This is a genomic window from Thalassobaculum sp. (assembly GCF_040219215.1).
GTDB lineage: Bacteria > Pseudomonadota > Alphaproteobacteria > Thalassobaculales > Thalassobaculaceae > Thalassobaculum_A.
Genome location: NZ_JAVJSX010000003.1, coordinates 125,641 through 137,440, shown reverse-complemented (window position 1 = coordinate 137,440; position 11,800 = coordinate 125,641). Strand labels below are relative to the sequence as shown.

Genomic DNA, 11,800 nt, shown 5'->3' with positions numbered 1-11,800 from the left:
ACGACCGGTTTGCGCTGCAACATTCCCGGCCACCGGCCCGATGACCGGCAGCTAGCTCTGGCGCGGTCGCACCACCACCAAGAACACCGCGACCGCGACGCAGATCAGCGCGACGTAGTCGACCAGATGCGGCGTTACGCCGAAGATCACCTGGTTCGCGAACACCCCGATCACCGGCACCATCAGCGTACCGACCGTGGACGCCACGACCGGCAGCATCTGAACGACCTTGAAGTACGCCCAGTAGCAGATGATTCCGGTGATCAGCATGTTGTAGAGCAGCGCCATCACCGGCCAGAGGCTCCATTCGCCGACGTGCTGCCAGTCCCAGGCGACCGCCACGATGGCGATCGGAACCACGCCGATCAGGTGCTGCCACGCCACGGCGACGGTGATCGGCATGGTCAGGCGGGCGTGCTTGATCACCACGGTGCCTGCACCCCAGGAGGCGGCCCCGGCAAGCACCAGCAGCGGGCCGAGCGCCGAACCGGTGAGCACGGCCGCATCGACCGAGAACAACAGCGCCATGCCGATCAATCCCACCGTCAGGCCGGCGATCGCGCGGGGTCCCAGGCGCTCCTTCAGCACCACCGTGCCGATCAGCGTCGCCCACAGCGGCATGGTGTAGCCGATGATGCCGGCGCGCCCGGCGTCCATCGCCGTGACCCCGTACGCCACGAAGATGTTGAAGAAAGTGATGTTCAGGATTCCGCCGAGGATCACCGCCCGCCACTGTCCCGGCGGCACCCGCAGCGAGTGGCCGGCAACCGCCGAGATCAGGAACAGCCCGGCGCACGACACGATGCTGGCGCCGGCCCGGAAGACCCAGGGCGGGATCTCCGCCAGGCCGATCTTCATGATCGGCCAATTGAAGCCCCACAGCACCGCGATCATCGCCAGCAGGGCGACGGCGAGAATCGGGGTGCGACCGTCGGTGGGCGCCGTGGCGGTGGAGTCGGTCAATGCAAATGGCCTTTGCTCAGGCGGCTACGCCGTGGACGTCGGCTGCAGGTCCTCGTCCAACGGATAGATAGGACGGCGTACGTTCTTGAAGTCGAGCATGGAGTAGTCGGAGGTGCACACACCGACTCCAGCGCAGTCGACGATCTGTCGGGCGATCGGCTTGAAGCCGGCCCGCCAGTGCACCCGGCTCTTCAGCATCAGGTAGCGCTTGGCGGTCGGATCGATACCGAGGCTCTGGAAGCAGGCGTAGTCATTCGGTTCCTGCTGGGTCGAGACCACGACGATCTCGACCTTGCCGGTGTCCAGCACCGCGGTCGGCCCCATGTCGTTCAGCACGCCGCGGCTCATCGGCCCGATGTTGCGGAACCGCCCGTCGGAAATCAGCCGCACCCGGCCGGTCACTTCCAGGGGCTCACCCTTGCGGCCGATCGAGGGCATGTCGGTCTTGCCGCCCAGCGACAGGGTCACCGTCTCGCCGACCCCGGCTCTTGCCATGGCCGTGACCGCCTCGGGGTCGCAGACCGCGAAGGCCGCGACGTTGTCGAGTCCCGCTTCCAGGATGCCCTTCAGCACGGTCATGCTGTCCATCGACCCGCCGGAGGCGGCGTTGTCGTAGTGGTCGAGCAGCACGATCGGGCCCTCGGTCATCGTCTTGGCCCGGGCCAGCGATTCGTCCAGCGGCTCGATCTCGTAGACGAATTCGGCGCGGTGCTTCCAGGCGAGATCGAGGATCTCGCGGCACAGGGCGTCGGCTTTGCTCTGGTCGCCGTCGGTGACGACCACCGCGCTGGACCCGGCAAGCTCGATGTCGGCGTGCGGGAAGCCGGTGAAGAAGGTGGCACACAGCGCGCCGTCGGCCTCCATCTTCGCGCACAGCGCCTGGATCGCGCTGTTCGGGAAGTCGTCGGTCCCCTGGCGCATCACGTGGGGCAACATCGGCCGGTTGCCCCAGGCCATGGTCGGCTTGGCCTTGCCTTTCAGCATGGCCAGGATCGGCTTGGCCGCGCGGATTCCGGTCTCGTAGACGTCGATGTGCGGGTAGGTCTGGTAGCCGGCGACTACGTCGGCGCTGTCGACGATCGCCGGATAGAGATTGGTGTGCATGTCGAGGGCGACGCCGATCGGGGTGTTCGGCGCCAGCGCGCGGACCCGGGCCAGCAGCGCGCCTTCGCCGTCCTCAAGCGATTCGGTGACCATGGCGCCGTGCAGGTGCAGCAGGATGGCGTCGCAGCCCTGTTCGACCGCGGCGCAGATGCGGTCGGTCATGTAGGTATAGGCGGCGTCCTCCACCGGGCCGCTCGGCCAGGCGCTGGCCGCCATTGGTACGACCATCTCCAGGCCCTCGGCCTCGGCCAACTCGATGAACGCGCCGAGTGCGGTGCCGGTGTTGCGGAACGCGTCGATCGCTGCCTGACCTTCGAGCGGGACCGGCTTGGCGTTGCCGCGCGAGAACCGGGCGAGCGGGGTCGGGACGGTGGAGAAGGTGTTGGTTTCATGCTGCATCATGGCCATGACGACGCGCATCGGATCCTCCAGAGCTGTGCAAGGCGAGGGGTCGAAGAGGTGGGTCCGGCGAGCATAAGCCCGCCGCGACCCGGTCGTCACGCTCCTCGGATCGGGTCGCTCGCCAGATTGGCGTTGTAGTAGCGGGCGTCGCCGGTGACCTCCTGGCCAACCCACGGCGGCAACTCGACTGCGTGGTCGGCGGTCGGCACCTCGACCTCGGCGATGATCAATCCGGCGTTCTCGCCCTCGAACACGTCGATCTCCCACATCAGGCCGCCGAATGGCACGCGGAACCGGGATTTCTCGATCACCGCGCCCTGACGCATCGTCAGCAGTTCTTCGGCCTGGGCGACGGTGATCGCGGTTTCCACCTCGGCGCGTGACAGCGCTGCGTCGGCGCCCTTTATCGTGAGGAAAGCCGACGTCGTACCCTTGATTCGCACCCGTACGGACGCCAGCGGTGTGTTGGCGATGTACGCTTGGCGGATCTGAACCGACGGAGCGCTAGCGTCGCTCCACTCGGAACCGGTTACCAGATACTTGCGCTCGATTTCGGCCGGCATTGGGTTGCGCCTTTCAACAGGAGCGAGCGTGCGACCCGTGATACTGCACCCGGCGGCGCCCGTCATCACCCTCGGCGCGTTCCGTTCCGGCAATGGTGCGCTGCGATACGAGGGGTGGCCTTCGGACGATTCCGCTTTAGAATGGTTAAAGACGAGTTCGTCCTCAAGCGTTCGGGCGTGCAGCCTGCCTCACGCCGTCGCTCGAAGGAGCCCCACATCATCGCGCAAGCGGAGACAGCGACATGGTGAAGTTCGCAATCGGCCAAGGTGTGCACCGCGTGGAAGACAACCGGCTGCTGACGGGCGCCGGGCGGTACACGGATGATATCGAGGTCGAGGGCGCCGCCCGGGCGGCGATCCTGCGCTCGCCGGTGGCGCACGCGGTGATCAGGAGCATTGATATCGAGGCGGCCAGCGCGGCGCCGGGTGTCATTGCGGTCTACACCGGAGCTGACGTTGCGGCGGACGGTCTTGGCGACCTGCCCTGTGTGCCGCCGGCCAACAACAAGGACGGCAGCCCGCGCGCCGACACGCCGCGGCCGATTCTGGCCAAGGTCAAGGTCCGCCACGTAGGCGATCCGATCGCGCTCGTGGTTGCTGAGACCCAGGTGCAGGCCCGCGACGCCGCCGAACTGATCGAGGTCGAGTTCGACGAGCTGGAAGCCACCGTCGACACCGAGGGCGCGATCGCCGATGGTGCCCCTCAGTTGTACGACCACATCCCCAACAACCTCGCCTTCGACTGGGAGGACGGCGACAAGGCAGCGGTCGATGCCGCCTTTGCCAAGGCCCACAGGTCCGTGAAGGTGCGGGTGGTGAACAACCGCGTCGTGGTCAATTCCATGGAGGTCCGCCCGGTGGTCGCCGAGTACGATCCGGCGACCGACCGCTCGACCCTGTGGTCGTCGACCCAGGGCCCGCATGTGTTTCAGACCATGCTGGCCGAGGCGGTGCTGAAGATCGAGCCGGCCAAGCTGCGCTGCCGCACCTCCGACGTCGGTGGCGGCTTCGGCATGAAGATCTTCCTGTACCCCGAGCAGGCGCTGTGCACCTGGGCCTCGCGCAAGCTGAAGCGGGCGGTAAAGTACCTGCCGGAACGATCCGAGGCGTTCGTCAGCGACATCCAGGGCCGCGACAACGTTTCCTACGCCGAGGCGGCCGTCGATTCCAACGGCGTGATTCAGGCTCTGCGGGTAACCACCTACGCCGCGCTGGGCGGCTATCTCAGCCACTTCAGCGCGTTCATCCCGACCGCCGCGGGCACCCACATGCTGTCGGGCGTCTACACGGTCCCGCATATCTACGTGAACGTGAAGGGCGTACTGAACAACACCACCCCGACCGACGCCTATCGTGGCGCCGGCCGGCCGGAAGCGGCATATCTGATCGAGCGGGTGGTCGACTGTGTCGGCCACGAGATGGGTTTGACCCCGGACGAGGTGCGGCGGCGCAACTTCATCCCGCCCGAGGCGATGCCCTACACCACGCCGCTCGGCAACGTGTACGACACCGGCGAGTTCCGGACCCTGATGGAAGAGGCGATGCAGCGCGCCGACTGGGCCGGCTTCAAGCCGCGCCAGGACGAGGCGAAGAAGCGCGGCAAGCTGCGCGGCATCGGCATGGGCTATTACATCGAGAAGTGCGGCGGCGGCAATCCTGAGACCGCCGACGTGCGCTTCACCGATGATGGCCGGGTCGAGATCCGCATCGGCACCCAGTCGAACGGCCAGGGCCACGAGACTGCCTACGCCCAGATCCTGTCCGACACCATCGGCATCGACGGCGACAAGGTGAAGGTGATCCAGGGCGACACCGATGAGGTGCCGGTCGGCATGACCGGCGGTTCGCGTTCGGTCCCGGTCGGCGGAGCGGCCGTGCTGCTGGCCGGCCGGCAGATCGTCGAGAAGGCCCGCAAGATCGCGGCCAACGCCATGGAGGCGGCGTCCGCCGACATCGAGTTCGCCGACGGCGTGTTCACCGTCGCCGGCACCGACAAGCACATGACCATCGAGGAGGTGGCCAGGGCCTCGAAGGAGATGTCGAACCTCGACGACGGCATGGCTCCCGGCCTTGACGAGATCCACGAGCGGGTGCCGGAAGCCGCGACCTATCCGAACGGCTGCCACATCTGCGAGGTCGAGGTCGACCCGGATACCGGCGAGCTGGCGATCGAGCGCTACACGATCGTCGACGACTTCGGCGAGACCATCAACCCGGCGCTGCTGGCCGGCCAGGTCCATGGCGGCATCGTCCAGGGCTTCGGTCAGGCGATGCAGGAGCACACGGTGTACGAGGACGGCTCCGGCCAGCTGGTGACCGGATCGTTCATGGACTACACCCTGCCGCGGGCGGTCGACGTACCGATGTTCGATTTCAACGTCCACAACGTGCGCTGCACCACCAACCCGCTCGGCATCAAGGGGTCGGGCGAGGCGGGCGCGATCGGCGCCCCGCCGGCGTTGATCTCGGCCCTGGTCAACGCGTTGCAGGAGACCACCGGCCTGACCCACATCGACATGCCGGCGACCCCGCTGGTGATCTGGCAGGCGATCCAGGACGCCAAGGCGAAGCAGGCAGCGTGAACAAATAAGCTACAGGGAGGAAATCCGATGATCGAACTCTATACCTGGAAGACGTCGAACGGCCGCAAGGCGTCGATCATGCTCGAGGAACTTGGGCTGCCGTACAACGTGCACCCGATCCACATCGGCAAGGACGACCAGTTCACACCGGAATTCGTGGCGATCAACCCGAACTCGAAGATCCCGGCGATCGTCGACACCGACGGGCCCGGCGGCAAGCCGTACACGCTGTTCGAATCCGGCGCGATCCTGATGTATTTGGCTGAGAAGACCGGCAAGCTGATGCCGCAGGACACCGCGGCGCGCTACCAGGTCATCCAGTGGCTTATGTTCCAGATGGGCGGGGTGGGTCCGATCTTCGGTCAGGTCCATCATTTCGAGCGGGCCGCCAAGGAGGACATTCCCTACGGCAAGAAGCGTTACGGCACCGAATGCCGGCGCCTGTATTCGGTGATGAACGCCCATCTCGAAGGCAAGAAGTTCTTCGCCAACGACGAGTACTCGATTGCCGACATCTCCATCCTGCCGTGGGTCGCGCGCTACGAGTGGCAACTGGTCGATCTGAACGACTACCCGAACGTCAAGCGCTGGTACGACAGCCTGATGGCTCGCCCGGCGGTGCAGCGCGGCATGGAGATCCCGGCCGACGCCTGACGCCCTGATGGACGATCCGACGACGCTGCGGTCGGCCACGGCGGCCGACCTGCCGGCCCTGCGCGCGCTGTGGGAGCGGTGCGGCTTGCACCCGAGCCGCTCCGACACCGATGAGCGGCTGGGTCGGCTGATCGAGTACGCTGGGGGCCTGTTCATGGTGGCCGAGCGGCGCAGCGCGGTCGTCGGCAGCGTGATGGCCAGTTGGGACGGCCGGCGCGGCTGGATCAACCGTCTGGCGGTCGACCCGTCGGCGCGCGGCCTGAGCCTGGGTGACTGCCTGATGGCGGAGGCCGAGAGGCGGTTGGCAGCCATCGGCTGCGACAAGGTCAATCTGCTGATCGAGCCGGACAATGCCGGAGTAGAGCGGTTCTACGACCGGCTCGGCTACAGCCGGGATGCGTTGATATTCATGGAGAAGTGGCTGTAGCGGTTCTCGGCCATTGTCACGAACGCGAACGGGGCCGCCCATTGGGCGGCCCCGCTGCATTTGATATGGGCAGATACTACTTCAGCTCGATGCCGAGGCCCTTGTACAGGCCGGCGCCATAGATGCCATGGGCGGCGATCGGCTTCAGGCGCGGTCCGGCGGCCACGAACATCGGTTCGTGCACCAGCGGGATCCACACCACCGCGTCGTGCACCTGCTTCTGCACCTTGGCGTAGGCCTCGTAACGGGCTTCCGGCGTCAGTGCGGCGCGGCCTTCCGACAGCCACTTGTCGGTGTTGTCGTCGGCCCAGTTGACCCGGTTCGGGGTCGGCCGGTTCTCCGACGGGAAGTACAGGTTCATGGCGTCGCCGGCCGAGACGTACGGGTACGACATGGTGAACATGTCGAAGTCCTGGGTCTTGAGCTTGCCCCAGATCACCGTGGCGTCGAACACCTGGATCTCCAGGTCGGCGCCGACCTTGCGCATGTCGCCCTGCATGGCCTCCATGATCTGCTGCCAGATGTTGGTGAAGCTGTAGGCCACGAGCTTGAGCTTCTTGCCATTCTTGTGGCGGAAGCCGTCGTCGCCCATCTTCCAGCCGGCGGCGTCGAGCGTCGCCTTGGCCTTCTCCGGGTCGTAGCCGAACAGCGACGTGTTGATGTCCTTCTTGTCGTAGTCCAGCACGTCCGGGTGGATGTAGGCGTAGGCCGGCTCGGCCTTGCCGAAGAACGGGCCCTCGGCGATCGCCTTCTGGTCGACCGCGAGGTTCAGCGCCTTGCGCACCTCGATGTCGTCGGCGATCTCGCGGGTGATCTTGAAGCCCACGAAGTAGGTCCAGAAATAGGACGGCGCCTTGGTCACCGAGATCTGCGGGTTGGCCTGCAACTGGTCGACCGCCCAGTACGGGATGTACTGCGTGGCGTCGCCCTGGTTGGCCTGGATGCCGGCGACCCGGTTGTTGTCTTCCGGAATGATCTTCCAGATCAGCTTGTCGACCTTGGCCGGACCCTTGTTGGCGTAAAATGCCGGGCCCCATTTGTAGGCCTCGTGCTTCTTCAGGACCAACTCGTTACGCGGCTCCCACGACTCGAAGCAGTACGGTCCGGTGCCGTCGAAGCCCTTCACGCCGAAGTCCTCGCCGAGGGCGGCGACCTGGTCGGCGTTGATGATGGTGTGGAAGTGCTGCGTCATCTGGAACAGCAGCTCGGAGTACGGTTGCGAGAGTTCGTACTCGACGGTGTAGTCGTCGACCGCGCGGATTTCCTTCACGTCGCCGGCGCGGTTCTTCACCACGCCCTTGGTCGCCGGGTCCAGCCAGCGGTCGATCGAGGCCTTCACGTCCTTGGCGGTGAACTTCTTGCCGCTGCAGAAGGTGACGTCGTCGCGCAGCTTGAAGGTGTACAGCTTGCCGTCGTCGGACACGGTCCACGACTTGGCCAGCAGCGGGTGCACGGTCTGCAGGTCGGGATCGAGCGCCACCTGGGTGTCGCCGACCATGAACAGCGCCTCGGCCGTCGACCGCGCGGTCGACCGGTGCGGATCGTACCGGTCGGTGTCGATGGTGCGCATGATCGTCGCGGACGTTTCCGCGACGGCAGGGGTGGTGGCTGGAAGCAGCACGGCCAGCGCCAGCGCCCCCAACCATGCAGCTGGTCTCGGTGTCCTCATCGCAGTCGCCTCCTCAGGTTGATCAACGGGTGGGCATTCCGGGCGCTCCGCCGGTCATTGGCGCAGGCGCGGGTCGAGAACGTCACGCAGTGCATCGCCGAGCACGTTGAAGGCGAGCACGATCAGGAAGATCGCGACGCTGGGGATCGTCGAGACGTGCGGGGCGAAGAACAGGAAGTTGCGGCCGTCGGCGGCCATGGTGCCGAGTTCGGCGGTCGGCGGCTGGGCGCCCAGGCCGATGAAGCTCAGGGCGGCACCGAGTAGGATGGTCTGGCCGAGTTGCAGGGTCAGGTAGACGAAGATCGTCGATGCGCAGTTCGGCAGCAGGTGCCTGAAGATGATTCGGCCGTCGCTCATCCCGATCGCCCGGCAGGCGGAGATGTACTCCTGCTGCATGACGACCAGGGCCGCCGCCCGGGTAATCCGGGCGATGGCCGGCACGGCGGCAACGGTCAGCGCGATGGTGATCGAGAACGTGCCGGCGCCCAGCACCGCGGCGATGGCGAGCCCGAACAGGATCGACGGGAACGACAGCAGCACGTCGACCACCCGCATTATCGGGCCTTCCAGGCGGCGGAAATAGGCGGCCAGCAGGCCGAGCACCGCGCCGATCGAACCGCCGGCCGCAACCGCAATGATGCCCATGGTCAGGGTGGTGCGGATGCCGAACAGCAGGCGGCTGACCATGTCCCGGCCCAGGCCGTCATTGCCGAGCCAGAACGCAGCACTTGGCGGTTTCAGCATGTTCCGCAGGTTGTTGTCGTACGGATCGTAGGGGGTGATCCACGGGGCCAGCACGCCCAGGGCGACAACGACCACCAGGAATACGGCGGCCAGCATGGCGGCCTTGTCGCGGCTGAGCTTGCGCCAGATTGACGGCCGGAGCATCCGGCCGGTCGCGGCCTCGGTCGGCAGGGCAGCGAGGGGAGCGGCGGAAACTTGGGTCATCGTGCGCGCACCCTTGGGTCCAGGACGGCGTACAGCACGTCGACCAGCAGGTTCACCAGGAGGAATGACAGGGCGAGCACCAGGATCGCGCCCTGGGCCAGGGCGTAGTCGGCGGAGGTGATGGCGCCGACCGCCAGCCGGCCGACCCCCGGCCACGCGAACAGGGTCTCGGTCACCACGGCCCCGCCGAGCAGGAACCCGATCTGCAGGCCGATCAGGGTGACCACTGGGATCAGCGAGTTTCGCAGGGCATGGCTGATGACGACCCGGCGTTCCGATACTCCCTTGGCGCGGGCGGTCCGCACGAAGTCGCTGCCGAGTACCTCCAGCAGCGAGGTCCGGGTCATGCGGGCGACCGGGCCAATGAACACACCGCCCAGGGTCAGGGCCGGCAGGACGATGTGGTCCAGTCCGCCGAGGGTCCAAAGGGGCCCGCCGCGGCCCTGGAACGGGAACAGCTGCCAGTGGAAGCCGACATACTGGATCAGCATCAGGCCGAACCAGAAGATCGGCATCGACACGCCGGCCACCGACACCGCCATGATGATCCGGTCGGACATCCGCCCGCGCCGCACGGCGGCCAGCGTGCCGAGCACGATGCCGAGCGGGACCGCCCAGATCAGGCTGGCCAGCATCAGCTCGATGGTCGGTCCGACGGTGTTGGCGAGTTCGGTCACCACGGGCGAGTTCGAGATCATCGAGCGGCCGAGGTCGCCTTGCAGAACCCGCGTGAGATAGATCCCGAACTGGACGTAGATCGGTTCGTTCAGTCCCATGGCCTCACGAATCGCTTCGATCTCGACATGGGTGGCCGTCGGTCCGGCGACGACGGTCGCGGGGTCGGTCGGAACCACCTGCAGTAGCAGGAAGCCGACAAGCAGAACGCCGATCAAAACCGGGATCGAGATCAGCAGACGATGGGCAATATGCTGAAGCATGGCGAAAGGGGTCCTGACGCCGAATGAGGAGGGTGACCGTCAGGGACATGGCAACGGTCATGCCAACCCTGGCACGTTCCGGCCGGATCAGCCAAGCCCTTGGAAACCGGTCGATCGGAGATTCCCAACCGCCATCGGTTGACCACGATGCATTCTCCTGTATGCGAACGAATTAAGCAGAGTGGCGACCGATTGATCACATGGCGTCAAGAATTCGGGACCGTGCCTGCATTTGGATTTGGCGGGTCAGGGATGCAGCTTCAGATCCTTCAGCGCCTTGTCGACCGCCTTGCGGTCGCCGTGAACGGCGATGCCGACCGGTTCGAGAAGCGCTGTCTGAAGGCTGGCCACGACGGCGCGGTTGTCGATGTCATTGCCGGTCCGGAACATGCCTTCCGTATAGACGGCCATCGAGAGGTTCCGTTCGAGCGCCCGGCGGTGCGCTCTGCTCACCGCTGCTCCCGATCCGGCGAACACCAGTACCGGTTGGCCGAAGATCGCGAGGTAGCCTACCCCGTCGGCATCGCGGTATGGCTGCCCGATGGTCTCGGGTGCGCTGGCCGCAACGCCGCTGGCCAGGAATGCCGTTACGTTCAGCTTCTGCCAGTCGGCCAGATCGTCGCGCAGGACGATGGCGATCTTGGTGTCGTGTCTCATGACAGGCTCCCGATTGATGATCGACCGGGACTCCATAGTGCCACCGTCACGTGGTGGATTGGACATCCGTGCAGGCCGCCTGGAACGCGCCGGGGGTGATACCGTAGCTTGCCTTGAAGCGGCGGATCAGATGGCTCTGGTCGGTAAAGCCGACGGCCGCCGCTACTTCGGCCGCCGGTTCGCCGTGGGCCAGCATGCGGCGGGCCGACTCCAGCCGTCGCCGCGTCAGGTAGGTATGCGGCGGCAGGCCGTAGGCTGCCGCAAAGGCCCGGTTGACCCAGAACCGGCTGCGTCCGGCCTCGCGCGCCAGATCCTCCAGGCGCAACTCGCGCTGATACTCGTGGTGCAGCAGTCCGTGCACCCGCTGGACCGCCGGGTCGTTGCGTTCGAGCGGTGCCGGGGGTGGGGTACGGCCGTGCCGACGCGCCAGTGCGGTCAGAGTCTGCGTCAGTGAACAGTCCGACTCGAGCGAACCGGCTGCAGGGTCCACCAGGGTGCGGCAGAGGTTCAGCAGGTGTTCCCGGCAGCAGGGATCATCGATCAGCGTGGCCGTGAAGAACGGCAGGTGGGTCCGTCGCCCGGCGGCGTCGCCCAGGATCTCGGTCCACAACTCAGCGCTCGGGTACAGCATCCAGTAGCTGAATCCGTCCTCTGTCTCTGCGCTGCCGTCATGGGCGTCTTCCGGGTTCATGGCGATCACCGTCCCGGGAGTGCTGACGTGGCGGCGTCCGCGGTGGTGGAAGCCTTGCCCGCCGCGCAGAGTTACGCCGATCGCATAGGTATCGTGGGCGTGCCGGTCATAGGCGTGGCCGCCGAACCGTGCATGCAGCAGTTCGATGCCGGTGTCGGCGTGCCGCCAGAACTGGACGCGATCCCCGATCGTGCGGGGCATG

The 11,800-nt window shown here is 66.3% G+C and carries 11 protein-coding genes; 3 read left to right on the top strand and 8 right to left on the bottom strand.

What is annotated here, in order from left to right; all coding sequences use genetic code 11:
- Positions 1 to 51: 51 nt before the first annotated feature.
- From RIC54_RS02135 to RIC54_RS02125, 3 genes are all read right to left on the bottom strand, one after another.
- Positions 52 to 963 (bottom strand): DMT family transporter, encoded by a 912-nt coding sequence (locus RIC54_RS02135; RefSeq protein ID WP_350095505.1) that lies wholly within the window; start codon positions 961 to 963, stop codon positions 52 to 54.
- Between the two features lie 24 nt (positions 964 to 987).
- Positions 988 to 2,487, bottom strand: coding sequence for a M81 family metallopeptidase (locus RIC54_RS02130; protein ID WP_350095502.1), 1,500 nt, complete (start codon positions 2,485 to 2,487; stop codon positions 988 to 990).
- 77 nt (positions 2,488 to 2,564) lie between these two features.
- Positions 2,565 to 3,032, bottom strand: a complete 468-nt coding sequence (locus tag RIC54_RS02125; RefSeq protein ID WP_350095499.1) for a CYTH domain-containing protein — start codon at positions 3,030 to 3,032, stop codon at positions 2,565 to 2,567.
- Between the two features lie 242 nt (positions 3,033 to 3,274).
- Here RIC54_RS02125 and RIC54_RS02120 point away from each other — a divergent pair, with 242 nt between their 5' ends.
- From RIC54_RS02120 to RIC54_RS02110, 3 genes are read left to right on the top strand one after another with little or no spacing between them, the layout of a single operon-like run.
- The gene (locus RIC54_RS02120) at positions 3,275 to 5,614 is read left to right on the top strand and encodes a xanthine dehydrogenase family protein molybdopterin-binding subunit (protein WP_350095496.1); all 2,340 of its coding nucleotides are present in this window, start codon (positions 3,275 to 3,277) and stop codon (positions 5,612 to 5,614) included.
- A 27-nt stretch (positions 5,615 to 5,641) separates the two neighbouring features.
- Positions 5,642 to 6,268 (top strand): glutathione S-transferase family protein, encoded by a 627-nt coding sequence (locus tag RIC54_RS02115; protein WP_350095493.1) that lies wholly within the window; start codon positions 5,642 to 5,644, stop codon positions 6,266 to 6,268.
- A gap of 7 nt (positions 6,269 to 6,275) precedes the next feature.
- Positions 6,276 to 6,695, top strand: coding sequence for a GNAT family N-acetyltransferase (locus RIC54_RS02110; RefSeq protein ID WP_007676255.1), 420 nt, complete (start codon positions 6,276 to 6,278; stop codon positions 6,693 to 6,695).
- A 76-nt stretch (positions 6,696 to 6,771) separates the two neighbouring features.
- On the opposite strand, the gene RIC54_RS02105 is transcribed toward RIC54_RS02110, so the two are convergent.
- The 5 genes from RIC54_RS02105 to RIC54_RS02085 all read right to left on the bottom strand — a co-directional run bounded on the left by RIC54_RS02105 (position 6,772) and on the right by RIC54_RS02085 (position 11,799).
- Positions 6,772 to 8,364 (bottom strand): ABC transporter substrate-binding protein, encoded by a 1,593-nt coding sequence (locus RIC54_RS02105; protein ID WP_350150465.1) that lies wholly within the window; start codon positions 8,362 to 8,364, stop codon positions 6,772 to 6,774.
- Between the two features lie 54 nt (positions 8,365 to 8,418).
- Positions 8,419 to 9,312, bottom strand: coding sequence for an ABC transporter permease (locus RIC54_RS02100; RefSeq protein WP_350095486.1), 894 nt, complete (start codon positions 9,310 to 9,312; stop codon positions 8,419 to 8,421).
- A complete protein-coding gene (locus RIC54_RS02095) occupies positions 9,309 to 10,250 on the bottom strand; it encodes an ABC transporter permease (protein ID WP_350095483.1) in 942 nt (313 codons plus the stop codon). Before RIC54_RS02095 ends, RIC54_RS02100 begins: the two co-directional genes overlap by 4 nt.
- 246 nt (positions 10,251 to 10,496) lie before the next feature.
- The gene (locus RIC54_RS02090) at positions 10,497 to 10,907 is read right to left on the bottom strand and encodes a DUF2000 family protein (protein ID WP_350095480.1); all 411 of its coding nucleotides are present in this window, start codon (positions 10,905 to 10,907) and stop codon (positions 10,497 to 10,499) included.
- A gap of 46 nt (positions 10,908 to 10,953) precedes the next feature.
- The gene (locus tag RIC54_RS02085; protein ID WP_350095477.1) at positions 10,954 to 11,799 is read right to left on the bottom strand and encodes an AraC family transcriptional regulator; all 846 of its coding nucleotides are present in this window, start codon (positions 11,797 to 11,799) and stop codon (positions 10,954 to 10,956) included.
- Position 11,800 lies beyond the last annotated feature (1 nt).

What these genes read in the sequence shown, in the direction of transcription:
- RIC54_RS02095 (WP_350095483.1), bottom strand. Translation starts at nt 10,250, where the DNA reads ATGCTTCAGCATATTGCCCATCGTCTGCTGATCTCGATCCCGGTTTTG.
- RIC54_RS02120 (WP_350095496.1), top strand. Translation starts at nt 3,275, where the DNA reads ATGGTGAAGTTCGCAATCGGCCAAGGTGTGCACCGCGTGGAAGACAAC.
- RIC54_RS02085 (WP_350095477.1), bottom strand. Translation starts at nt 11,799, where the DNA reads ATGCCCCGCACGATCGGGGATCGCGTCCAGTTCTGGCGGCACGCCGAC.
- RIC54_RS02100 (WP_350095486.1), bottom strand. Translation starts at nt 9,312, where the DNA reads ATGACCCAAGTTTCCGCCGCTCCCCTCGCTGCCCTGCCGACCGAGGCC.
- RIC54_RS02105 (WP_350150465.1), bottom strand. Translation starts at nt 8,364, where the DNA reads ATGAGGACACCGAGACCAGCTGCATGGTTGGGGGCGCTGGCGCTGGCC.
- RIC54_RS02110 (WP_007676255.1), top strand. Translation starts at nt 6,276, where the DNA reads ATGGACGATCCGACGACGCTGCGGTCGGCCACGGCGGCCGACCTGCCG.
- RIC54_RS02115 (WP_350095493.1), top strand. Translation starts at nt 5,642, where the DNA reads ATGATCGAACTCTATACCTGGAAGACGTCGAACGGCCGCAAGGCGTCG.
- RIC54_RS02130 (WP_350095502.1), bottom strand. Translation starts at nt 2,487, where the DNA reads ATGCGCGTCGTCATGGCCATGATGCAGCATGAAACCAACACCTTCTCC.
- RIC54_RS02090 (WP_350095480.1), bottom strand. Translation starts at nt 10,907, where the DNA reads ATGAGACACGACACCAAGATCGCCATCGTCCTGCGCGACGATCTGGCC.
- RIC54_RS02125 (WP_350095499.1), bottom strand. Translation starts at nt 3,032, where the DNA reads ATGCCGGCCGAAATCGAGCGCAAGTATCTGGTAACCGGTTCCGAGTGG.